This window comes from Oceanimonas aquatica (assembly GCF_030732065.1).
Taxonomy (GTDB): domain Bacteria; phylum Pseudomonadota; class Gammaproteobacteria; order Enterobacterales; family Aeromonadaceae; genus Oceanimonas.
Map to the genome: position 1 here is coordinate 113,951 of NZ_JAVBHX010000007.1, position 22,801 is coordinate 136,751.

Sequence of the window (22,801 nt, forward strand, 5' to 3'; positions counted from 1 at the left end):
TTTTCACTTAATTCGGTTTCTCTCGACGCCGGTTCACCGGCGTCTTCAGACAAAAGGATAACGAACATGAAAATTGGTTTCATTGGCACCGGTATCATGGGCAAGCCCATGGCTCAGAACCTGCAGAAAGCCGGTCACACCCTGTACTTCTCCGAGCACTACAACAAGGCCCCGGCCGACCTGCTGGGTGACAACGGTATCGCCCTGGCCAACCCCAAGGCCGTTGCCGAAGCTGCCGAAGTCATCATCACCATGGTACCCAACACTCCTCAGGTTGAGGACGTGCTGTTTGGTGAGAACGGTGCCGCCGAAGGTCTGTCTGCCGGCAAGGTCGTGGTAGACATGTCTTCCATCTCTCCGATCGCCACCAAGGAAATCGCCAAGCGCGTTAACGAAACCGGTGCCGATTTCCTGGATGCTCCGGTATCCGGCGGTGAAGTGGGCGCCATCAACGCTACCCTGACCATCATGGTGGGTGGTGAGCAGGCCGTATTCGACAAGATCAAGCCGCTGTTCGACATCATGGGTCAGAACATCACCCTGGTAGGCGGTAACGGCGACGGTCAAACCACCAAGGTGGCCAACCAGATCATTGTTGCCCTGAACATCGAAGCCGTTGCCGAAGCGCTGGTATTCGCTTCCAAGGCTGGCGCCGATCCGGCCAAGGTACGTGAAGCCCTGATGGGTGGTTTCGCTTCTTCCAAGATCCTGGAAGTTCACGGCGAGCGTATGGTGAAAGGCACCTTCAACCCGGGCTTCCGTATCGCCCTGCACCAGAAGGACCTGAACCTGGCCCTGAGCGGTGCTCGCGAGCTGGGCGTTGCCCTGCCCAACACCGCCAGCGCACAGGAACTGTTCAACACCTGTAACGCCCTGGGCGGCGACGGCTGGGATCACTCCGGCATGGTCAAGGCGCTCGAGCACCTGGCCAACCACAACATTCGGGGCGAGTAAGTCCTGAACCGAAAAGCGGTGTTGAGGCTTCAGCCGCTTTTCGGTACACCTCGGGGCAGACGTCGGTGACAAGCTGACTTTCACTCAGGGGGCTTTGTGTTAGACACTGGTCGCTGAACGTTTGCCCCACCCCGTTATTGAACCAACAACAGCAAGAAGACAGCCGTTTTTTCAGGAGTATTTGCAATGGATATCCAACCCAAGGAGTTGTTACAGCAGTTATTCGACAGCGCCGTGGCCGCCGCCCTGCCCAAGGGGAACCTGGCCGAATACCTGCCGAAGGATACTTCTCAAAAAGCCGTTGTTATCGGCGCCGGCAAGGCTGCTGCCTCCATGGCCGCCGAGCTCGACGCCATCTGGGAAGGGGAACTGTCCGGCGTGGTGGTCACCCGCTATGACCACGGCGCCCCCTGTGAGCGCATTGAAGTGATTGAAGCCGCTCACCCGGTGCCGGATGATGCCGGCGAGCGCGTGGGCCGCCGCATTCTGGAGCTGGTGGAAGGCCTGGGCGAAGATGACCTGGTGATCTGCCTGCTGTCCGGTGGTGGCTCTTCACTGCTGAGCCTGCCGGCCCCGGGTCTGACCCTGTCCGACAAGCAGGCCATCAACAAGGCCCTGCTGAAGTCCGGCGCCGCAATCGATGAAATGAACTGCGTGCGCAAGCACCTGTCCGGCATCAAGGGTGGCCGTCTGGCCGCCGCCGCCTATCCGGCCCGTCTGATCGCCCTCGGCATCTCCGACGTGCCCGGTGACGAAGCCACCGTAATCGCCTCCGGCCCGACCGTGGCGGATCCGACCACCTCGGCCCAGGCCCTGGCCATTCTCGACAGCTACGGCATTGAAGTGGGTGCCCATGTGCGCGCCTGGCTGGAAAGCGCCGAATCCGAAACCGTCAAGCCCGGCGACGAGCGCCTGAGCAAGGCCGAGTTCCACATGATCGCCACCCCTCAGGATGCCCTGGACGCCGCCGCCCACCTGGCCCGTGCCAAAGGTCTGGCCCCCCTGGTGCTGGGTGACTGCATTGAAGGCGAATCCCGCGAAGTGGCCAAGGTTCACGCCGCCATCGCCAAGCAGATCCTCAAGTGCGGTCAGCCCGTCCAGGCGCCCTGCGTGATCCTGTCCGGCGGTGAAACCACAGTGACCATCAAGGGTAACGGTCGTGGCGGCCGCAACAGCGAGTTCATGCTGAGCCTGTTCAACGAGCTCAAGGGTCAGGCCGGCGTGTATGCCCTGGCCGCCGACACCGACGGCATCGACGGCGTGGAAGACAACGCCGGCGCCATGATCACCCCAGAGCTGTTTGCCCAGGCGGAAGCCGCCGGCCTCAAGGCCGAAGACTACCTGGCCAACAACGACAGCTACGGTTTCTTCTCCCAGCTGGGTGTGCTGGTGGAAACCGGCCCGACCCGTACCAACGTGAATGACTTCCGGGCCATTCTGGTACTGCCGAAGTAACACCGAATTCAAACAACAATAATGCTTGGCCGCCGGCGTGCGGCCACTTTCCAGCGAGACCGGCCAGTGTGCCGGTCTTTTTTTGTCTTTTCAGCCCCCTTGCTGCCACACTTTTTGCTCGAAGCATGACCACCTTTCCTCTATAATCACGCGCTTTAAAATTCCCGGACGCGGGTGGTGTTCACAGCCTGGAGGTATGACCCGAGTGATCAAGACGCCTTACTATCTCATCGACAAGACCAAGCTGCTGCGCAACATGGAGAAAATCGCCTATGTGCGCGAACACTCCGGCGCCAAGGCGCTGCTGGCCCTGAAATGCTTTGCCACCTGGTCGGTGTTCGACCTGATGAGCCAGTACATGGACGGCACCACCTCTTCCTCCCTTAACGAAGTGAAGCTCGGCAAGCAGAAGTTCGGCGGGGAAACCCATGCCTACAGCGTGGCCTATGCCGACGATGAAATTGAGGAAGTGCTGGCCCACTCCGACAAGATCATCTTCAACACCATCGGCCAGCTCGAGCGCTATGAAGCCGACTCCGCACATCATGTGCGCGGCCTGCGCCTGAACCCGGGCGTGTCCAGCTCCGAATTCATCATCGCCGACCCGTCCCGGCCCTTCAGCCGTCTGGGCGAGTGGGATGCCGACAAGGTGTTGCGGGTGATGGACCGAATCTCCGGCTTCATGATCCATAACAACTGCGAAAACAGCGACTTCGAGTTGTTTGACCGCATGCTGGGCGAGATTGAACACAAGTTCGGCCGCCTGCTGGAACAGCCACAGATCACCTGGGTCAGCCTGGGCGGCGGCATTCACTTCACCGGCGACGGCTACCCGGTGGATCGCTTCTGCGCCCGGCTCAAGGCCTTCTCCGAACGCTTTGGCGTGCAGGTGTATCTGGAGCCCGGTGAGGCCTCCATCACCATGAGCACCTCGCTGGAAGTCACCGTGCTCGACACCCTGTACAACGGCAAGCAGCTGGCCATTGTCGACAGCTCCATCGAAGCCCATATGCTCGATTTGCTGATCTACCGGGAAACCGCCAAGATGGCGCCCAACAACGGCGAGCACCCCTACATGGTGTGCGGCAAGTCCTGCCTGGCCGGCGACATTTTCGGCGAGTTCAACTTCGACCAGCCGCTGAAGGTGGGTGATCGGCTATCCTTTATCGATGCCGCCGGCTACACCATGGTGAAGAAAAACTGGTTCAACGGCGTGCAAATGCCTGCCATTGCCGTACGCGAGCTCGACGGCAGCGTAAACCTGGTCAGGGAATTTACCTTTGACGACTTTGTAAGCAGCCTCTCCTGAGGCATGGAGTAACCACAACGCAGCCTTTCAAGGAGGCTCCAGAGGAAAAAGATGAAAAAGAACGTTCTGATTATTGGTGCCGGTGGTGTTGCCCAGGTCGTTGCCCACAAGTGTGCGCAACACAATGATGTACTGGGTAACATTCACATCGCCTCACGCACTGTCGCAAAGTGTCAGCAAATCGTCGACAGCGTGCGGGAAAAGGGCAGCCTCAAGGTTGCCGGTGAATTGCAAGCCCATGCCCTGGATGCGCTCGATATCGAAGCCACCAAGGCATTGATTGACAAAACACAGTCGCAACTGGTGATCAATGTCGGATCGGCTTTCATCAATATGTCGGTGCTGCAGGCCTGTATCGAGACCGGTGCCGCCTACCTCGATACCGCCATTCACGAAGATCCGACCAAGATCTGCGAAAACCCGCCCTGGTACGCCAACTACGAGTGGAAGCGCAAGGCCATCTGTGAAGAGAAGGGCGTCACCGCCATTCTCGGTGCCGGCTTTGACCCGGGTGTGGTCAACGCCTACGCCGCCGTGGCCGTGAACGAGTACTTCGACAGCGTCGATTCCATCGACATTATCGACATCAACGCCGGCAGCCACGGCCGTTACTTTGCCACCAACTTCGATCCGGAAATCAACTTCCGTGAGTTCACCGGCCGCGTCTGGTCCTGGCAGAACAACGAGTGGGTGCAGAACCGAATGTTCGAGCACAAGCGCACCGACGATCTGCCGGTGGTGGGCTCCCAGACCAGCTACATGACCGGTCACGACGAGGTTCACTCCCTGTCCCAGAACCTGGGTGTGCCCAATGTGCGCTTCTGGATGGGCTTTGGCGAGCACTACATCAATGTGTTCACCGTACTCAAGAACCTGGGCCTGCTGTCCGAACAGCCGGTGAAAACCGCCGAAGGCCTGGAAGTGGTACCGCTGAAAGTGGTTAAGGCCGTGCTGCCCGATCCCTCTTCTCTGGCTCCGGACTACACCGGCAAGACCTGCATCGGTGATCAGGTGAAGGGCAAGAAGGACGGCAAGGACAAGGAAGTGTTCATCTACAACGTATCTGACCACGCCGACGCCTATGCCGAAGTGGGCAGCCAGGGCATTTCCTACACCGCCGGTGTGCCGCCGGTCGCCGCCGCCATGCTGATCGCCACCGGCGAGTGGGATGTGAAGAAGATGGCCAACATTGAAGAGCTGGATCCCAAGCCCTTCATCAACCTGCTCAACGAAATGGGTCTGCCGACCCGCATCAAGGACGAGCAGGGCGACCGCCCGCTGAGCTTCTGAGCTTAACCGGCAAATGCAAAAGGCCAGTCGAAAGACTGGCCTTTTTTGTGCGTGCAGTGCGAAGTAGCTAGCAGCGGGGTCTTTTAATCACTCCCGTCCTCTTTTTGTCACTCCGCGAAGGCGGGAATCCAGAGCAGGCAACGTGGATTCTGCAGGCATGGACTCCCGCCTCCGCAGGAGTGACGAAGACACTCACACTTCAGCCTCAGGCCCTGGGCGCCTTGCCGCCGATGGCCTGGGTGACTGCCTTTGCTGCGTCCATCACCAGGGCGCTGAGCTGGGGAATGCGCTCCCACTTTACCCGCACCGCCGGTCCGGAAATGGAAATGGCGGCCACAGCTTCGCCGTATTCGTTGTAGATATTGGCGGCAATGCAGCGCAGGCCTTCAAACTGCTCCTCATCGTCGAGGGAGTAACCCTGCTGGGCGATCTTGACCAGTTCCTGTTCAAACTGGCTGGGGTTGATGATGGTGTGATCGGTGTAGGCCTTCATGCCCCCCTTGCGCACCAGCTCCAGGGCTTCCTTCATCGGCAGTGCCGACAGCAGTGCCTTGCCCACGCCGGCGGCATGCACCGGTGAGCGGCTGCCCAGGGACACCACCATGCGCATGGTCTGGGGCGACTCCACCTGGCCTACATAAACCACGCTGCCCTGCTCCAGAATGGCCAGATTGGAGGTTTCACCGGTTTCCGCCACCAGCCGCTTCATGTGCGGCCGGGCCTGAGCGATAAAGTCGCGTTTTTTCAGGTAGGCGTTGCCGATGGAAAAGGCATTCACGCCAATGCTCCACAGCCCTTGAGTGTCATCCAGATCGACAAAGTCATGGCTGCGCAAACTGTTGAGCAGGCGGTGGGCCGTAGACGGTGCCAGTCCCAGACTGCCGGCCACATCGGTGAGCGACATGCCCATGTCGGACGCGGCCAGCCGCTCCAGCAGCAACAGCGCCCGGGACAGGGACTGCACCTGAGTGACGCCGGCAGGCTTGGTGGTTTTGTTTTTTTTGAGTTTTGTTTCGTCAGCCATGAAAAAGCCGTGTAATACAGAGACCTGGCTCACATTGTATGGTTAATTCCCGCTCAAGTCCCGCGCTGTGTGGCGTTGGCTTATGGCAAGAGGTGAGTGAAAGGAAAGGTGGCGCTGAAATTCGGGCACAAAAAAACCGACACTAGGTCGGTTAATCTGGTCGGCGTTGCAGGATTCGAACCTGCGAAAACACTCTGGTCCCACTCATACCTAAAAAACGGATGCGCTACCAGGCTGCGCTCACCGTGAATTCCAGGCACAAAAAAACCGACACTAGGTCGGTTAATCTGGTCGGCGTTGCAGGATTCGAACCTGCGACCCTCTGGTCCCAAACCAGATGCGCTACCAGGCTGCGCTAAACGCCGTTAAACTGTTTGAAAGCAGTGGTGCGAAGGGGGGGACTTGAACCCCCACGTCCATAGGACACTAACACCTGAAGCTAGCGCGTCTACCAATTCCGCCACCCTCGCATGTTTACTGCTTTCAGGCCTTGGCCTGAAACTGGGGTGACCGACGGGGCTCGAACCCGCGACAACTGGAATCACAATCCAGGACTCTACCAACTGAGCTACGGTCACCAATGTTACTCTGTCCAATACCGAATGGCGCGCCCGACAGGATTCGAACCTGTGACCTCTGCCTCCGGAGGGCAGCGCTCTATCCAGCTGAGCTACGGGCGCTCTATAATTGGACGCTGCGAATACTAAGCGTCAGCCTCCCCCCTGTCCAGTACTTTTTTCCTCACCGTGCGCGTCTGCCGGTTTTGTCGGCAGAATGGTGTTTTTTTTAACTAAAGTGAAGAAGTGAGTGCTTGCCGGCAATTGACTTGGGCCGGCAAATCCCTAGAATCACCCAATAGGAATGAACGTTCATTCATTCGCAATTCAGATTCCGGACAAACAAGATGGCAAACAAACGCGAGCGCATTCTCAATGCAGCGGAACACCTGATCGCCACTCGAGGCTTTCAGGGCATGTCGATGCAGCTGGTAGCCCGGGAGGCCGAGGTGGCCACCGGCACCATTTACCGCTACTTCACGGACAAGGAAAGCCTGCTGCGCTGCGTGCACGAGGAGCGGCTGCAGGAGGTCTCCCTGGCCCTGCTGAAGGGCGTCGACACGCAAAACCCCTGCTTTGAGCAGTTTCGCGTGTTATGGCAAAACTGCCTGCACTACCTGCTGAGCAATGCCGATTGTCTGCTGTACCGGGTGCAGTACGAGGCCTCTCCCCTGTTCAACCGGGAAGAGGAAGAACGCATGGATGAACGCTATTTCAAGCCGGTGTTCGAGTTTTTTGAACAGGGCCGCCAAAGCGGCCTGTTTCGGGATCTGCCGGCACCGCTGCTGGGGTTTCTGGCACTGGAGAACCTGATGCTGCTGACCCAGAAACACGCCCGGGGCTGCATTCAGCTGAACGAAGCCATCTTTGACGAGCTGATGGATGCCGCCTGGAACGCCTTATTAAAACGCTAACAACCACGTCGCGGGAGTGACTTCGATGAAAAAATGGACCCTGTCCATGCTGCTGCTGGTGATCCTGATCTTCGGCAGTGTCATTGGTTTTAACCTGTTCAAGCAAAACATGATGGCGCAGTACTTCGCCAATCAGCCGGTGCCCAGCTTTCCGGTCACCGTGACCGAGGTCACCCCGGTGAACTGGACGCCGCGCATTGCCGCCATCGGTTTTATCGAGCCCATTCAGGGCATTAACGTCAGTAACGAGTCTGCCGGTATCGTCCGCGCCATTCATTTTGAGTCGGGCCAGCAGGTCAAGGCCGGTGAAGTGCTGGTGGAACTGGACGCCGACGTGGAAAAGGCCAATCTGCGCAGCGCCGAGGGCCGGCTGCCGGCGGTACAGGCCAACCTGGCGCGCATGCGCCAGCTGTTCCAGCGCGGCTCCGTCTCCCAGGGCCAGCTCGATGACGCCAATGCCAGCTACCGGGAGCTGCAGGGCCAGATTGACTCGCTCAAGGCCACCATTGAACGCCGCACCATTCGCGCCCCCTTTGACGGCGTCATGGGGATTCGCAATGCCTTTCTCGGCCAGTATCTGAATGCCGGCACCGACATTGCCCGGCTGGAGGACATCAGCCAGTTCCGCATTCGCTTCACCATTCCCCAGACTCGCATCGCCGAAATCAAAGTGGGCCAGGCGCTGAACATTCTGGTGGATGCCTACCCGGAGACGCCGTTCGAAGGTGAAATCACCGCCATCGAGCCGCAGATCAATCCGGAGTCGGGCGTGGTGCAGGTGCAGGCCAGCATTCCCAACCAGGACGGCAAGCTGCGCTCGGGCATGTTCGCCAAGCTGGACGTACAGTTGCCGGTTAAACCTGACCAGATCCTGGTGCCCCAGCATGCCATCAACTTCACCCTCTACGGCCAGACCGTGTATGTGGTGCAGGAAGAAACCACCGACGACGGCGAGACCGTGCTGGTCGCGCAACAGCGGGTGGTGGAAGTGGCCGAGCGTGAAGCCGACGTCGCCCGGGTGGTAACGGGTCTGGAAGCGGGTGACACCATCGTCACCTCGGGCCAGGTACGCCTGTCCAACGGCAGCCGGGTCAAACCGGTGGAAAGCGACGCCCTCGACACCCCCGAGTCGGCCCCCCTGCTGTAAGCGGAGAATTCCATGCGTTTTACCGATATCTTCATTAAACGGCCGGTACTGGCCGTCTCGATCAGCCTGCTGATCGTGCTGCTGGGGCTGCAAGCCCTGCAGAAAATGCAGGTGCGTGAATATCCGGAAATGACCAACACGGTGATCACCGTGAGCACCGGCTATTACGGCGCCAGCGCCGATCTGATTCAAGGGTTTATAACCCAGCCCCTGGAGCAGGCCATCGCCCAGGCCGACAACATCGACTTCATGACCTCGTCGAGCAGCAACGGCAGCTCCAAGATCACGGTGCAGATGAAGCTGAACACCGACTCCAACGCGGCCCTGTCGGACATACTGGCGCGGGTCAACTCGGTGCGTTCGCAATTGCCCCGGGAAGCGGAAGATCCCAGCCTGGAGATGACCACGGGGGCCTCCACCTCCATCATGTACATCTCCTTCAGCAGTGAGCAGTTGAACTCGCCCCAGATCAACGATTATCTGGAGCGGGTGGTTCGACCCCAGTTCTACTCGGTGGACGGGGTGGCCAAGATCAACCTGTTCGGGGGTGCCAAGTTTGCCCTGCGTATCTGGCTGGATCCGCTACGGCTGGCGGCCCAGCAGCTCACCGCCCCCGAGGTGCTGTCGGTGCTGCAGGCCAACAACTACCAGGCCGCTGCCGGTCAGGCAACCGGTTATTACATGCTCTATAACAGCGACATCAACACTCAGGTGGAAACCGCCGAAGAGCTGGAGTCGCTGGTGATCGCTACCCGCAACGATGCCGTGGTGCGTCTGCGCGACGTGGCAAAAGTGTCACTGGAAAAGAGCCACGACGTGGTTCGCGCCCTGGCCGATGGCCAGTCGGCGGTGATCATCGGGGTGGATCCCACGCCGTCGGCCAACCCGCTGACCGTAGCCGAGAATGTGCGCAACATGCTGCCCGACCTCGAGCGCAACATGCCCGACACCATCAAGATGGAATTGTTGTATGACGCCACCGACGCCATCAACGAATCCATTCACGAGGTGGTGAAAACCATTCTCGAGGCCTCGCTGATCGTGGTGGTGGTGATCACCCTGTTCCTGGGCTCACTGCGCGCCGTGCTGATCCCCATCATCACCATTCCGCTGTCGCTGATCGGGGTGGCCATTCTGATGAGCCTGTTCGGCTTCAGCATCAACCTGATGACGCTGCTGGCCATGGTGCTGGCCATCGGACTGGTGGTGGACGACGCCATCGTGGTGGTGGAAAACGTCGACCGGCATATCAAGGCCGGGGAGTCGCCCTACCGGGCCGCCATTCTTGGCACCCGGGAGATTGCCGTGCCGGTGATCACCATGACCATCACCCTGGCGGCGGTGTACGCCCCCATCGCCTTGATGAGCGGCATTACCGGCTCCCTGTTCAAGGAGTTCGCGCTCACCCTGGCCGGGGCCGTGTTTATCTCCGGCGTGGTGGCGCTGACCCTGTCGCCCATGATGTGTTCCAAGCTGCTCAAGCACCACGACAACCCTAACCGCTTTGAGCAAGGCGTGGAAAACACGCTGGAGCGCATTACCGGCAGCTACAGCCGCATGCTGGACGCCGTACTGGCCAAGCGCGCCGTGGTGATCGCCTTTGCCCTGCTGGTGTTCGGCTCCATGCCGGTGCTGTTCAGCTTTATTCCCAGCGAGCTCGCCCCGAACGAAGACAAGGGCGCCTTTCTGATGATGGCCAAGGCCCCCAACACCGCCAACCTCGACTACATCGAGAACAACATGCGCAAGGCGGTGGACGTGCTCAACAAGGACGACGCCCTGTCCACCTCCCTGACCATTGCCGGCGTGCCCAACGCCAACCAGGGTCTGGCGGTGGCGGTGCTCAAGCCCTGGAGCCAGCGCGACGCCCAGAAATCGGTGATCGAGCGGCTGACCCCGCCGCTGCAGGGCATACCGGCGGTGGCCATCAGTGCCTTTCCGTTCCCCGAGCTGCCCGGTGCCTCCAGCGGCCTGCCGGTGCAGTATGTACTGACCACGCCCAACAACTTTGAAAGCCTCTATGAAGTGGCCGCCGAGGTGCTGCAAAAGGTCAGCCAGAGTCCGCTGTTTGTGTACAGCGAGCTGGATCTGGCGTTTGACTCGGGCACCATGAAAATCAAGGTCAACCGGGACAAGGCCGGCGCCTACGGCGTGACCATGCAGGACATCGCCCTCACCCTGTCCACCATGATGAGTGACGGTTATGTCAACCGGGTGGATCTAGGCGGTCGCAGCTATGAGGTGATCCCTCAGGTGGCCCGGGCCGACCGGCTTAACCCGGACTCCATCAAGGACTACTATGTGCGCGCCCACAACGGCGACATGGTGCCCCTGGCCAACCTGGTGTCCATCACCATGGAGGCCCAGCCCCGTGCCCTGCCCCACTACAACCAGCTGAACTCGGCCACCATCGGCGCCGTGCTCACCCCGGGTGTGAGCATGGGCGATGCCATCGGCTTTCTGGAGCAAGAGGTGACCACCGGGCTGCCCAACGGTTACAACCACGACTACCTGGGCGCCGCCCGCCAGTTCGTCACCGAGGGCAACGCCCTGTACATGACCTTCCTGCTGGCGCTGTTCATCATCTTCCTGGTGCTGGCGTCCCAGTTCGAAAGCGTGCGTGACCCCCTGGTGATCATGGTGTCGGTGCCCCTGGCCATTTCCGGCGCCCTGGTGGCCCTGGCCTGGGGGCTGGCGACCATGAACATCTACACCCAGGTGGGGTTGATCACCCTGGTCGGCATTATCACCAAGCACGGTATTCTGATGTGTGAGGTGGCCAAGGAAGAGCAGCTGCACCGGGGCCGGGATCGTACCGAGGCCATTCGGGTGGCGGCCCGCATTCGTCTGCGCGCCATTCTGATGACCACCGCCGCCATGGTGGCAGGCCTTATTCCGCTGCTGTTTGCGGTGGGCGCCGGCGCCTTCTCGCGCTTTGGCATGGGCATTGTGATCGTGTCGGGTCTGAGCATCGGTACCCTGTTCACCCTGTTCGTACTGCCGGTGATCTACACCTTCCTGGCCTCACGCCACCAGCCGCTGCCGGAGTTTGACGAAAGTCAGGCGCCCAAGGCACTGGCCGGTCACTGAGCCGGCACTCAATAACCCCAAGGGCTGCCTCGCGCAGCCCTTTTTATTTTTGAGCCATGCTGTAATAGCGATGTCGCCAACAAGGAGAACAACATGCTGCTATGGATTTTGCTGGCGCTGGGCATCGGCCTGGTGCTGGTGCTCGGCCAGAACCGGGCTCAGAACGAGCTGGAAACCCGGGTCGAGGAGCTGGAAGCCGAGCAGCGCCGGCTGCGCCAGCGCATCACCACCCTGGAAGAGCTGGTGCTGGAAAAGGAAAAACGCCGCCCCTTTGATGAGCTGTGATCATATCTCCTGCGCCATTCCAGCCATATGATGAACTGTGACCATATCTCCTGCGCCATTCCAGTCATATGACGAGCTGTGACCGCGCCCCTTGCTCGCGGAAGATCCCCTGCCTACACTGCCCGTCTTGTTGCACGGGGCAATCCTATGAAGAATCAGAAAAAAGCCTATCTTTACGGGCTGGGCGCGGTGGCCTGCTGGTCTACCGTGGCCAGTGCCTTCAAGCTCTCCCTCGGCTACTTTGAGCCGGCCCAGCTGCTGCTGGTAGCCACCCTCAGCTCGCTGCTGCTGCTGCTGGGCCTGCTGGCGCGCCAGGGCAAGCTGCATCTGCTGAGCCGCACCTTCAGGCAGCGCCCGGGCTACTATGCCCTGCTGGGGCTGCTCAACCCGGCGCTCTATTACCTGGTGTTGTTTCAGGCCTATGATCTGCTGCCGGCCCAGCAGGCCCAGACCCTCAACTACACCTGGGCCATCACCCTTACCCTGCTGGCGGTGCCCTTTCTTGGCCAGACCATTCGCCGGCAGGACTGGATCGCCATCGCGCTCGGCTATCTGGGCGCCATGGTCATCGCCACCAAAGGCAATCTGCTCAGCCTGAACTTTGAAAGCCCGTTGGGCGTGACGCTGGCGCTGGCTTCAACCCTGCTCTGGGCCGGCTACTGGATACTCAACACCCGCAACCAGGCCGACCCCCTGGTAACCCTGACCCTGAGCTTTCTGCTGGGGCTGCCGGTGGTGGTGCTGGCCACCGCCTGGCTGTCGGACTTTGCTCTCACCGCCTGGCAGGGCTGGGTGGGCGCCATTTATGTAGGCCTGTTTGAAATGGGCTTTGCCTTTGTGATGTGGCTGCTGGCCCTGCGCCATGCGGAAAACACCGCACGCATCTCCAACCTGATTTTTATCTCTCCCTTTGCCTCGCTGCTGCTGCTGCGGCTGCTGGTGGGCGAGCAAATCTACCCCGCTACCCTGGCGGGGCTGGTGATGATCGTCATGGCGCTGCTGATCCAGCAATGGCGGCCGAAAGGGCGGTTTGCCAAGCACTCGAGGGCAGAGTAGAGTGAGCAACACCAAAAACGTATACGATTTTTCATGAGCCGAGCCCCCTACAAAACCCTGACCCAGTCGGTGGTCGAAACCCTTCGGGCCCGCATTCTCAAGGGTGAATTCAAGGCCGGCGCCCCCCTGCGCCAAGACACCCTGGCCCAGGAGCTGAACGTCAGCCGGGTGCCGGTGCGAGAAGCGCTGATGCAACTGGAGGCCCAGGGGCTGGTGAAATTTGAGGCCCATCGCGGCGCCGTGGTCACCGAGCTGGACGCCGAGGCCATTGACGAGCTGTTTTACCTGCGCGCCATGCTGGAAAGCGATCTGCTGTTTCAGGCCTTTGATCACCTGACCGAAGAGCACCTGAGCCAGGCCGAAGCCATTCTGGCCGAGTTCGACCAAATCCTTGAAACCGGCGATCAAATTGAACGCTGGAGCGAGCTCAACCGCCGCTTTCACACCACCCTGTACGGCCCGGCCAATCGTCCGCGCACCCTGGCGCTGGTGGACCAGATCAACCTGAGCTGCGATCGCTATATTCAGGTGGAGCTGCTGCATTCCCGCCAGGGCATCATTACCGCCGAGCGGGAACACACCCAACTGCTCAGCCTGTGCCGTCAGCGGCGCAAGTTCGAAGCTGCCGCCCTGCTGCGCCAGCATATCGAATCGGCGGGCCATTCCATCAAACACCTGCTCAACTCTCGCTAAGGAATCACCATGACCCATGCCCAACGCCTTGCCAGTGTTCGCAACGACCTGCAGCAACAGCAGCTGGACGCCTTTATCGTGCCCCACGACGACGAGCACCTGGGTGAATACATTCCCCCCTATGCGGAGCGACTGGCCTGGCTCACCGGCTTTACCGGCTCCGCCGGCGCCGCCGTGGTGCTGGCCGGCAAGGCCGCGGTGTTTGTGGATGGCCGCTACACGGTGCAGGTGCGCCACCAGTGCGACAGTGAGCTGTTTGAATACCGCCATCTGATTGAGGAGCCGGTGCTCGACTATGTGCTGAGCGAGCTGGCTGCCGGCGCCCGGGTGGGCGTGGACCCGCGCCTGCACAGCCGGAGCTGGTTTGATGCCGCCAAAAAGAAACTGGCCGCCAAGGGCATGGAGCTGGTGCCGGTCGCCGGCAATCCCATCGACGGCCACTGGCACGACCAGCCCGAGCCACAAATTCATCCGGCCCTGCTGCTGAGCCAGGAATACAGCGGTCAGCACAGCGAGGCCAAGCGCAACCGCATCGCCGAGCAGCTTGCCGCCAACCACATAGATGCCCAATTACTGACCCAGGCCGAGCCCATCAACTGGCTGCTCAATATTCGCGGCCGGGACATTCCCTGTCTGCCGGTGGTGCTGAGCTTCGCCCTGCTACATAACGACGGCAGCGTGCAGCTGTTTGCCGACCCCGCCAAATTTGACGACCTGGATCTCGCCGGCCACAGCGGCGTTAACGTAACCCTGGCGCCCTTTAACGAGCTGGAAAGTGCCCTGCGTGAACTGGGCAAAAAGAGCGCCCGGGTACAGCTGGATCCGGCCACTGCCAACGCCTGGAGCAGCCTGGTGCTGGAGCAGGCCGGCGCCGAGCTGGTGTTTGCCGACGACCCCTGCATGCTGCCCAAGGCCTGTAAAAATCCGGTGGAAGTACAGGGCAGTCGCACCGCCCACCTGCGCGACGGTGTGGCCGTCAGCCGCTTTCTGGCCTGGCTGGATCGCCGCCTGACTCAGGCCAACCCGGAGCAGGAAGACGAAGGTACCCTGGCCGATAAACTGCACGCCCTGCGGGCAGATGCTCACGAATTCGTGGAGCCCAGTTTCAGCACCATTTCGGCCCTGGGCCCCAACGCCGCCATGTGCCACTACCACCACGGCAACGGCACCCCGCGTAAACTGGGGCAGGACGCCATCTACCTGGTGGACTCCGGCGGCCAGTACCTCGACGGCACCACCGACATCACCCGTACCGTGGCGGTGGGCGAGCCGAATGATGACATGCGCAAACTGTTCACTCTGGTGCTGCGCGGCCACATCGATCTGGCCCGCGCCCGCTTTCCCGCCGGCACCGGCGGCCTGCAGCTGGACGCCCTGGCCCGCATGCCGCTGTGGCAGCAGGGCTACAACTTTGACCACGGCACCGGCCACGGCGTGGGTCATTTTCTCAGCGTGCACGAAGGGCCCCAGCGCATCTCGCCCAAGGGCAGCACTGTGCCGCTGACTACCGGCATGATCGTCTCCAACGAACCCGGCTATTACCGGGAAAACGCCTTTGGCATTCGCTGTGAAAACCTGGAAGTGGTGCAGCCCGCCAGCACAGACGGCGATATTCCGGTATTTGAATTTGAAAACCTCACCTGGGTGCCCTTTGACCGCCGCCTGATCGACACCACCTGGCTTGATGCCAGACATATTGAGTGGCTGAACAATTACCACGCCAGTGTGTGGGAAAAAATCAGCCCGCAACTGGCCGGCGAGGATCTCACCTGGCTGGAACAGGCGACGCGTCCGCTTTAAAGCCGGAAGCCTGAAGCTGAAAGCTGGAAGTTAAAGAGAACCGCCAAGCGACTCTGAACAGCTTCCGGCTTCCAGCTGATCGCTTCAGGCTTCTCTGTGAGTTTGCTGCCCTTCCCCCTAATTCGGTAAACTGCACCGAATCTTGTCGTTTGAGTATGGTCTTAAGCGGCAACGCCATTAATCAGGTTCATTATGCAACTAGCCAACTACTACCGAAGCCTGCTGAAGCGCCTTCCCACCCTGTCGGTCGATGCCGAACAGGTGCGCGTGCTGCACTCCGCCGCCGCCTTCCGGGCACGGCTGCTGGAGCTGATTGCCTCGGCACAAACCCGCATCTGCCTGGTGGCCCTCTATCTGCAGGACGACGACGCCGGCCGGGAAATTCTGACCGCCCTGCACGAAGCCAAGCAGACCAATCCGGCGCTGGATGTGCACCTTTATGTAGACTTTCACCGGGCCCAGCGGGGACTCATCGGCCAAAAGGGACAGGGTGGTAACCACCTGATGTATCAGGAGTTTGCCGAACGCTATGAGCACCCCATCACCATTCACGGGGTACCGGTCAAGGGCCGGGAACTGCTCGGCGTGCTGCACCTCAAGGGCTTTGTGTTTGACGACACCCTGCTCTATTCCGGCGCCAGCATCAACGACATCTACCTGCACCAGAATGGCCGCTACCGCTTTGATCGCTACCACGAGATCACCGACGCCAGCCTCGCCGACGCCATGATCGACTATGTGGACCGGCTGTTTGCCCACAACCCGGCGGTGCCGGCCCTGAACCAGCCCGAGATCCCCACCGCCCGCCGGCTGCGTCAGCCCATTCGCCAGTTTCGCCAGCAACTGCGCCGGGGCCAGTACCAGTTTGAACACCAGGCCCGCCGGCCCGGTGAAGTGGCGGTCACCCCGCTGGCCGGCCTGGGCAAGCGCGGCAACAAGCTCAACCGGGCCATTCGCACCCTGGTGCGCGGCACCAAAGAAAAGCTGTTTGTCTGCACCCCCTATTTCAACCTGCCCAAATCCCTGGCCCGGGACATTCGCAGCCAGCTCAAAAAGGGCCGGGAAGTCACCCTGGTGATCGGCGACAAGACCGCCAACGACTTTTACATTCCACCGGACGAGCCATTCCGCACCATAGGCGGGCTGCCCTATTTATACGAGGCCAACCTGCGCCGCTTTGCCCGGGCCAACCAGACCTTTATTTACAAGGGCAAGCTCAACATCATGCTCTGGCACCACGACCGCAACTCCTATCACCTCAAGGGGCTGTTTGTGGATGACGATCTGGCCATGATCACCGGCAACAACCTCAACCCCCGCGCCTGGGGGCTGGATCTGGAAAACGGCCTGCTGTTGCAGGATCCCGAGCAAAAACTGCAGCCCGCCTTTGAGGAAGAAAAGGCCAACATATTGCAGCACTGCCGGCGTCTGACCCACTTTACCGAAATTGAGCAGCTCGGCGACTATCCGGAGCCGGTGCAGCGCCTGCTGAAACGGGTGCAGCGCACTCAGGCCAATGTATTGCTGAAACGACTGTTGTAAAACCAGGGACTGGGGATTAGGGAATTGGGACTTGATTCGTCCCCAGTCCCATTTTGAATCCGGCTTTGCTATTCTCTGTACATATTTACAGTGAAGGGCCGCCATGAAGCTGGACAAAATGCCCCTCAGCCTGCTCAAGGGCGTGGGCGACAAAATGCAGGAAAAGCTGCACCGGCTGGGGCTGGAAACGGTGCAGGATCTGCTGTTTCATCTGCCATTGCGCTACGAGGACCGCACCCAAATCTGCCCGGTGGCCGAGCTGCGGCCCGGCATGCATGTGTCGGTGGTGGGCGAAGTGGTCGACAGCCATATCAGTTACGGCCGCAAACGCATGCTGCTGTGCCGGCTGCGGGACGACAGCGGCACCCTGACCCTGCGTTTTTTCAACTTTGCCGCCGCCCAGAAAAACAGCCTCACCGCCGGCACCCGGCTGCGCGCCTTTGGTGAAATTCGTCCCGGCCATCACGGCCTGGAGATCATTCACCCCGAATACACCCTGCTGCAGGGCGACAACCCGGTCAGTACGGAAACCAGCCTCACGCCCGTGTACGGCACCACCGAAGGGCTGCGCCAAATCAGCCTGCGCCAGCTCACCGATCAGGCGCTGGTGCTGCTTGATCAACAACCGCTGACCGAACTGCTGCCTTCCGGCCTCTATAACCAGCAACTGCCCCTGAACGACGCCGTGCGCCTGCTGCACCGGCCGCCCCCGGACGTGGCGCAGGATCAACTCGAGCAGGGCACGCACCCGGCCCAGCAACGGCTGGTGATGGAAGAACTGCTGGCCCACAACCTGTCGGTGCTGCAGGTGCGGGAACAGGGGCAGTCACACCGGGCCCGCGCCCTGCCGCCCGCCGAGGCGCTGGTAAATGACTTTCTGGCCCGGCTGCCATTCTCTCCCACCGGTGCCCAGCAACGGGTGGTGGCGGAGATCGGCGCGGATTTACAACAAAACACCCCCATGATGCGGCTGGTGCAGGGGGATGTGGGCTCGGGCAAAACCCTGGTGGCGGCGCTGGCGGCCCTGCAGGTGATCGGCCATCAGGGTCAGGTGGCGCTGATGGCCCCCACCGAGCTGCTGGCCGAGCAGCATGCCGCCAACTTTGCCGCCTGGCTGGAACCGCTGGGCATAAAAGTGGGCTGGCTGGCGGGCAAGGTCAAGGGCAAGGCCCGCACCGAACAGCTTGAGCGCCTGGCCAGCGGCGAGCTGGCGATGATCGTCGGCACCCATGCGCTGTTTCAGGAACAGGTGCAGTTCAACGCCCTGGAACTGGTGATCATCGACGAACAGCATCGCTTTGGCGTGCACCAGCGCCTCGCCTTGCGGGAAAAAGGCAGTCAGGGCGAGTACTACCCTCATCAGTTAATCATGACCGCCACCCCCATTCCCCGCACCCTGGCCATGACCGCCTACGCCGATCTCGACACTTCCATTATCGACGAGCTGCCCCCGGGGCGTACCCCGGTCACGACCGTGGCCATTCCCGACACCCGGCGGGACGAGGTGATTGAGCGGGTGCGGCGAGTATGCCGGGAGCAGGGCCGCCAGGCCTACTGGGTGTGTACGCTTATCGACGAGTCGGACGTGCTCGAATGCCAGGCGGCGGAAGACACCGCCACCGCGCTTTCGGCCCGGCTGCCGGAGCTTAAGGTGGGGCTGGTACACGGCCGTATGAAGGCGGCAGAAAAGCAGGCGGTGATGGCCGGTTTCAAGGACGGCCAGCTGGATCTGCTGGTGGCCACCACCGTCATTGAAGTGGGGGTGGATGTGCCCAACGCCTCGCTGATGATCATCGAAAACCCCGAGCGCCTGGGCCTGGCCCAGCTGCACCAGTTGCGTGGCCGGGTGGGCCGGGGCGCTACCGCGTCCCACTGCGTGCTGCTCTATCATGCGCCCCTGTCGAAAACCGCCACTCAGCGGCTGGGGGTACTGCGCGACACCAACGATGGCTTTGTTATCGCCCAGAAGGATCTGGAAATTCGCGGTCCGGGCGAACTGCTGGGCACCCGTCAGACGGGCCTCGCGGACCTCAAAATTGCCGATCTGGTTCGGGATCAGGCGCTGCTGCCTGAGGTGCAACGGCTGGCCCGCTATCTCGCCGACCGCCACCCCGGCTGCGTGGAGCCGTTGATCCGCCGCTGGCTCGGCACTCGGGATCACTACGGTAAAGTTTGATAAAACAACGCCTTAAGCGGTAAGCTGATAGCAAAACGTATCTTCCAAATGAAGCCTTTCTTTTGCTGATCGCTTACAGCTGAAAGCCTGTACCTTGGTCACAAGTCGTCAAAGAGGCCGTAATGCGAAGCATCAGTGCAGTTGCACTCCGCCGACACGCTACAAGTACTTCCCTGTAACGCTCGAAAATGCCATCCATGGCATTTTATGGTCGGCTACGGCAATCCCCACTGCTGCTTCGGGCAACATTGGGCGTTGCCTGCTTCTTGTCAGTCGGCTCTGAGTGTGCCGAGGAGGGCAAAGGGTGTCTGCTTCGCCGCGCCCTCTGCGCCAGGGATGGCGCAGTGGAGCCTACAGGGAAGTATTCATGGCGTGCCGGCGAAGTAGTGCGCTTTGGCCGACGGTTGTGCACGGCTCTGCAAACGATCATATTTTTGACTAAGAGACAGGCTGAAAGCTTAAAGTTGCCCGAAGGGCGAAGGATAAATTCATGAAAAAGCTGGCCAGAAGAGGTTTGACGGGGCTGCTGGTGCTGTTGCTCGGTGGCTGGTTGCTGCTTAATCTGCTGGACGTGAACCAGCTGAAAAAGCCGGTGCTCACCTGGCTGAACGAGAACACCGAGCTGGATCTCAGCGTGGGCCGGCTGGAATTCAACCCGCTGTCCCCCTACAAACTGCTGGCGGAAGAGGTGCGCCTGGGCGACTGGTTCAGCGCCCGGCAAGTCTACCTGGAGCTGGAGCAGCTGGCGCCCCTGAACGGCCGTACTCGCGTGGCCATTCTCGATATCATCGACGGCAGACTCAACCTTGAACGAGCCCAAGCGCCCGCCCTGCCGGCCAACCTGGCCGATATTCACATTAATGAGCTCAATACCCGCAATCTCAGCCTGGCCGGCCACGGCTGGAATGCGGGCGGCATCGAGCTCAGCATTAGGGACTGGCAGCCCCGCCGCCAGGGTCAGTGGCAATGGTGGGCCAACGCCAGCCTGAGCGGCCGGGTACGCCAGGTTTCCTATCCGGCCCTGGAGCTGTCGCGGCTGGATATCAGCGGCCATTTACGGCAGCAGCGGCTGGAGCTCGACGACCTGCGCGGCCGATTGTTTGGCGGCCTGGTCAGCGGCGCACTGGTGCTGGATCCGGCGCGCCGGGAGCTGCATCTGGAGCAACCGCAATTCAGCCAGGTCAAACTGCAGCTCAGCGACACCCCCACTCTGCTCGACGGCTGGACATTGCTGCTGAGCCGGGCCGGGCTTGATGACGTCAGCCTGACCACGCCGGTGCTTACCGTCAACGGCCTGCGCGGCGAACTCAGGGATCTGGAATGGAACGGCAAGGGGTTGCCCGAAGGCCGGGGTGACTGGCAGGCGGAGGAAGCCACCCTCGACTGGCTGCGCCTGGACCGCCACCGGCTGCAGTGGCTGGGGGACGGCGCACGTCAGGGCTTCACCCTCAGCGGCCTGGCCTGGGAAGGCAGCATCGAGGCCGAGCTGGGCTGGTACGCCGATCAGGGCCGACTCGATATCGACGAGCTGCAACTGGCCGGCACCAAACTGGTGTGGCAGCCGGACATGACCTGGCCCCTGCCCGAGGTGCGCATTCACAAACTCAACCTGAGCCGTACCGAGCTGTTGTCGCTGGATGATGAACTGCCGCTGTCACTGCTGGACGGCGATCTGTTCATTACCGATCTGGCCTGGTCGGCGGGTCTGTGGCGTCCCCTGAGCGAGCAGGCCCGGCTGGAAGGCAGCGTCAGTGAGCTGGCCTGGAACAGCCTGATCGCCCGCGCCGCCCGCTTCAGCGCCCGCCTCACCGACGAGCAGTGGCTGCTCGACCACCTCAGCGGCGACTGGCTCGACGGCCGGGTGCAGCTCAAGGGTGACATGGGACTCTATGCCCCGCACCACACTCACATTGAGCTGACCGGTGAACACTGGCAGCTGCGCCACCTCAGCAACTGGCTGCGGGCCGATCAGGGCTTTGCCGGGGAGCTGAACGTCATGGCGAAGCTCACCGGCGAGCCCGCCGATACCGCCAGCTGGCAGGGTGAACTCGCCCTCGACGGACAGGATATCTTTGTGGAGCAACTGGGGCTGGATCCCTGGCTGCGCAACCGCCTGGGCGAGGACTACGCCGAGCCCAAACGGGTGGACACCGCGCTGGCGGCACTGGACATGACACAGTACGACGGCTTTCTGTACCGGCTGGATCTGCACGGCCCGGTGCGGGACGGCCGCTGGCGGCTGGATGGCAGCGCGGTGCAGAGCGTGCGTCACCTGCTGGCCCTGCGGGGCGAGGTGGACGTCGCCGGCAACCTGGCGCTCGAGCTGGGCACCATCAACGACGCCGGCTGCCGGGAGCTGGCCATTCGGCTGACCGGCGACTGGCATGCTCCGCAACTGCGCTTGCACCAGCCGGCGCTGGCCGAGCCCTGCTCTCCCTGGTACTCGGGCCCGGTGTCCTATCCCGCCGCCGGCCTGCCCGGCAAGCTGATCGAGGCGGTACGGGCGCTGCCGGCGGCGCCCTGAGCGCCCGTTACACCGTGGCCCGGACCACCGGAAACTGCTCGGTATAGCTGAGGTTGTACAGCTCGACCAGGTAGCGCCAGAACACATCCACTTCCGGCTTGACCGTGTGCCGAAAGCGATACAGCAGAATACGCAGGTCCACGGTATGAAAGCCTTCATGCAGCACGGTGAGCTGGCCCTGGGCCAGCTCGTTCTGGATCAGTCCCGAGGGCAGCCAGGCCACGCCATAGCCCTGCAGCGCCATGGCCTTGAGGCCTTCCGCCAGGGCGTTTTCACAGACGATGCTGTACTGAAAGTCCGGCGGCAGCTTGTTCAAACAAAACTCTTTCACCAGCCCGCCCAGGTAGGAGTCGTCGGGGTAGGCCAGCAGTTTGAGCGGCGCCTTGCCGTTCACCGAAAACACCGGTGTGCCTTCCGGGGTCAGGGCCGAGACCGGCACCAGCCGGTCGGTGCCCACCTGAATACAGGTGGTGTCGTTGCGCGACAGCTGGCCCATATCGCCTGCGGAAGAAAAACTCAGCAAAAAATCGCCCATGCCCGCCATAAAAGATTCGGTAATGTCATGCAGATTGCCGGTGCTGAGCTTGACCAGGGTGTTGCCCACCAGGGGCTCCAGGGTGCGAATCCAGTGGGGAAAAAACGACACCGCCGGCGAGTGCTGGGCGAGAAACACCATGCTCTTCTGAATCTCTTGGCCCTGCAGGCGTTTGCGCACTCGGTAGGTGTCGTGGATCATGCGCTTGGCTTCTTCCACAAACGCCAGCCCGCTCGGAGTCAGGGTGGTGGGATGCTTTTCCCGGTCCACCAATGCCACCCCCAGCCAGTTTTCCAGCGAGCGAATGCGCCGGCTAAATGCGGGCTGGGTCACAAAACGGGCCTCGGCGGCCTTGGAGAAGCTGCCGTGCTCACTCAGGGCCACAAAGTCCTTCAACCACTTTAATTCCATTAAAAACAATTCCTTACTGTCTCGTTTTGGCCCTATGCC

At 61.2% G+C, this 22,801-nt stretch carries 16 protein-coding genes and 4 tRNA genes; 14 read left to right on the plus strand and 6 right to left on the minus strand.

The window, feature by feature from the left end; translation table 11 throughout:
• Nucleotides 1–57: 57 nt before the first annotated feature.
• The 4 genes from Q9290_RS11440 (at nucleotide 58) to Q9290_RS11455 (ending at nucleotide 5,008) form a co-directional block, all read left to right on the plus strand.
• Complete coding sequence (locus Q9290_RS11440) at nucleotides 58–954, plus strand: 2-hydroxy-3-oxopropionate reductase (protein WP_371930923.1); 897 nt, start codon at nucleotides 58–60, stop codon at nucleotides 952–954.
• 186 nt (nucleotides 955–1,140) lie between these two features.
• Nucleotides 1,141–2,409, plus strand: coding sequence for a glycerate kinase type-2 family protein (locus tag Q9290_RS11445; protein WP_306079781.1), 1,269 nt, complete (start codon nucleotides 1,141–1,143; stop codon nucleotides 2,407–2,409).
• 196 nt (nucleotides 2,410–2,605) lie between these two features.
• Nucleotides 2,606–3,718 (plus strand): carboxynorspermidine decarboxylase, encoded by a 1,113-nt coding sequence (locus tag Q9290_RS11450; protein WP_306079782.1) that lies wholly within the window; start codon nucleotides 2,606–2,608, stop codon nucleotides 3,716–3,718.
• 51 nt (nucleotides 3,719–3,769) lie between these two features.
• The gene (locus Q9290_RS11455; protein ID WP_306079783.1) at nucleotides 3,770–5,008 is read left to right on the plus strand and encodes a saccharopine dehydrogenase family protein; all 1,239 of its coding nucleotides are present in this window, start codon (nucleotides 3,770–3,772) and stop codon (nucleotides 5,006–5,008) included.
• Nucleotides 5,009–5,213: 205 nt separating this feature from the next.
• Here the strand turns inward: Q9290_RS11455 and Q9290_RS11460 are convergent, their stop codons facing one another.
• The 5 genes from Q9290_RS11460 to Q9290_RS11480 all read right to left on the minus strand — a co-directional run bounded on the left by Q9290_RS11460 (nucleotide 5,214) and on the right by Q9290_RS11480 (nucleotide 6,712).
• Nucleotides 5,214–6,032: an IclR family transcriptional regulator gene (locus tag Q9290_RS11460; protein ID WP_306079784.1), complete on the minus strand. Its 819-nt coding sequence runs from the start codon at nucleotides 6,030–6,032 to the stop codon at nucleotides 5,214–5,216.
• A gap of 288 nt (nucleotides 6,033–6,320) precedes the next feature.
• Nucleotides 6,321–6,397, minus strand: a tRNA-Pro gene (locus Q9290_RS11465).
• 19 nt (nucleotides 6,398–6,416) lie between these two features.
• Nucleotides 6,417–6,502 (minus strand) — tRNA-Leu (locus tag Q9290_RS11470).
• 32 nt (nucleotides 6,503–6,534) lie between these two features.
• Nucleotides 6,535–6,610, minus strand: a tRNA-His gene (locus Q9290_RS11475).
• Between the two features lie 25 nt (nucleotides 6,611–6,635).
• A tRNA-Arg gene (locus Q9290_RS11480) sits at nucleotides 6,636–6,712 on the minus strand.
• A 224-nt stretch (nucleotides 6,713–6,936) separates the two neighbouring features.
• On the opposite strand from Q9290_RS11480, the gene Q9290_RS11485 reads away from it, so the two are divergent.
• The 10 genes from Q9290_RS11485 (at nucleotide 6,937) to Q9290_RS11530 (ending at nucleotide 21,816) form a co-directional block, all read left to right on the plus strand.
• Nucleotides 6,937–7,503 carry a TetR/AcrR family transcriptional regulator gene (locus tag Q9290_RS11485; RefSeq protein ID WP_306079785.1) on the plus strand — a complete coding sequence of 189 codons (567 nt, stop codon included), beginning with the start codon at nucleotides 6,937–6,939 and terminating at the stop codon, nucleotides 7,501–7,503.
• A 25-nt stretch (nucleotides 7,504–7,528) separates the two neighbouring features.
• On the plus strand, nucleotides 7,529–8,650 hold the full coding sequence (locus Q9290_RS11490; RefSeq protein ID WP_306079786.1) for an efflux RND transporter periplasmic adaptor subunit: 1,122 nt from the start codon (nucleotides 7,529–7,531) through the stop codon (nucleotides 8,648–8,650).
• A gap of 12 nt (nucleotides 8,651–8,662) precedes the next feature.
• Nucleotides 8,663–11,740, plus strand: a complete 3,078-nt coding sequence (locus Q9290_RS11495; protein WP_306079787.1) for a multidrug efflux RND transporter permease subunit — start codon at nucleotides 8,663–8,665, stop codon at nucleotides 11,738–11,740.
• Between the two features lie 93 nt (nucleotides 11,741–11,833).
• Nucleotides 11,834–12,025, plus strand: coding sequence for a hypothetical protein (locus Q9290_RS11500; protein ID WP_306079788.1), 192 nt, complete (start codon nucleotides 11,834–11,836; stop codon nucleotides 12,023–12,025).
• A 147-nt stretch (nucleotides 12,026–12,172) separates the two neighbouring features.
• Nucleotides 12,173–13,081 carry a DMT family transporter gene (locus tag Q9290_RS11505; RefSeq protein ID WP_306079789.1) on the plus strand — a complete coding sequence of 303 codons (909 nt, stop codon included), beginning with the start codon at nucleotides 12,173–12,175 and terminating at the stop codon, nucleotides 13,079–13,081.
• Nucleotides 13,082–13,114: 33 nt separating this feature from the next.
• Nucleotides 13,115–13,774, plus strand: a complete 660-nt coding sequence (locus tag Q9290_RS11510; protein WP_306079790.1) for a GntR family transcriptional regulator — start codon at nucleotides 13,115–13,117, stop codon at nucleotides 13,772–13,774.
• A 9-nt stretch (nucleotides 13,775–13,783) separates the two neighbouring features.
• A complete protein-coding gene (locus Q9290_RS11515) occupies nucleotides 13,784–15,574 on the plus strand; it encodes an aminopeptidase P family protein (RefSeq protein WP_306079791.1) in 1,791 nt (596 codons plus the stop codon).
• Between the two features lie 192 nt (nucleotides 15,575–15,766).
• Nucleotides 15,767–17,116 carry a CDP-diacylglycerol--serine O-phosphatidyltransferase gene (gene pssA / locus Q9290_RS11520; protein ID WP_306079792.1) on the plus strand — a complete coding sequence of 450 codons (1,350 nt, stop codon included), beginning with the start codon at nucleotides 15,767–15,769 and terminating at the stop codon, nucleotides 17,114–17,116.
• A 103-nt stretch (nucleotides 17,117–17,219) separates the two neighbouring features.
• A complete protein-coding gene (recG, locus tag Q9290_RS11525; RefSeq protein WP_306079793.1) occupies nucleotides 17,220–19,292 on the plus strand; it encodes an ATP-dependent DNA helicase RecG in 2,073 nt (690 codons plus the stop codon).
• A gap of 490 nt (nucleotides 19,293–19,782) precedes the next feature.
• Nucleotides 19,783–21,816 (plus strand): AsmA family protein, encoded by a 2,034-nt coding sequence (locus Q9290_RS11530; protein WP_306079794.1) that lies wholly within the window; start codon nucleotides 19,783–19,785, stop codon nucleotides 21,814–21,816.
• A 7-nt stretch (nucleotides 21,817–21,823) separates the two neighbouring features.
• On the opposite strand, the gene Q9290_RS11535 is transcribed toward Q9290_RS11530, so the two are convergent.
• Nucleotides 21,824–22,762 (minus strand): LysR family transcriptional regulator, encoded by a 939-nt coding sequence (locus tag Q9290_RS11535; protein WP_306079795.1) that lies wholly within the window; start codon nucleotides 22,760–22,762, stop codon nucleotides 21,824–21,826.
• Between the last annotated feature and the right edge of the window lie 39 nt (nucleotides 22,763–22,801).

Coding starts and splice junctions, on each gene's coding strand:
- Q9290_RS11505 (WP_306079789.1), top strand. CDS start 12,173: ATGAAGAATCAGAAAAAAGCCTATCTTTACGGGCTGGGCGCGGTGGCC.
- recG (WP_306079793.1), top strand. CDS start 17,220: ATGAAGCTGGACAAAATGCCCCTCAGCCTGCTCAAGGGCGTGGGCGAC.
- Q9290_RS11500 (WP_306079788.1), top strand. CDS start 11,834: ATGCTGCTATGGATTTTGCTGGCGCTGGGCATCGGCCTGGTGCTGGTG.
- Q9290_RS11485 (WP_306079785.1), top strand. CDS start 6,937: ATGGCAAACAAACGCGAGCGCATTCTCAATGCAGCGGAACACCTGATC.
- Q9290_RS11450 (WP_306079782.1), top strand. CDS start 2,606: ATGACCCGAGTGATCAAGACGCCTTACTATCTCATCGACAAGACCAAG.
- Q9290_RS11455 (WP_306079783.1), top strand. CDS start 3,770: ATGAAAAAGAACGTTCTGATTATTGGTGCCGGTGGTGTTGCCCAGGTC.
- Q9290_RS11515 (WP_306079791.1), top strand. CDS start 13,784: ATGACCCATGCCCAACGCCTTGCCAGTGTTCGCAACGACCTGCAGCAA.
- Q9290_RS11535 (WP_306079795.1), bottom strand. CDS start 22,762: ATGGAATTAAAGTGGTTGAAGGACTTTGTGGCCCTGAGTGAGCACGGC.
- Q9290_RS11510 (WP_306079790.1), top strand. CDS start 13,115: ATGAGCCGAGCCCCCTACAAAACCCTGACCCAGTCGGTGGTCGAAACC.
- Q9290_RS11445 (WP_306079781.1), top strand. CDS start 1,141: ATGGATATCCAACCCAAGGAGTTGTTACAGCAGTTATTCGACAGCGCC.
- Q9290_RS11495 (WP_306079787.1), top strand. CDS start 8,663: ATGCGTTTTACCGATATCTTCATTAAACGGCCGGTACTGGCCGTCTCG.
- pssA (WP_306079792.1), top strand. CDS start 15,767: ATGCAACTAGCCAACTACTACCGAAGCCTGCTGAAGCGCCTTCCCACC.
- Q9290_RS11530 (WP_306079794.1), top strand. CDS start 19,783: ATGAAAAAGCTGGCCAGAAGAGGTTTGACGGGGCTGCTGGTGCTGTTG.
- Q9290_RS11460 (WP_306079784.1), bottom strand. CDS start 6,032: ATGGCTGACGAAACAAAACTCAAAAAAAACAAAACCACCAAGCCTGCC.
- Q9290_RS11490 (WP_306079786.1), top strand. CDS start 7,529: ATGAAAAAATGGACCCTGTCCATGCTGCTGCTGGTGATCCTGATCTTC.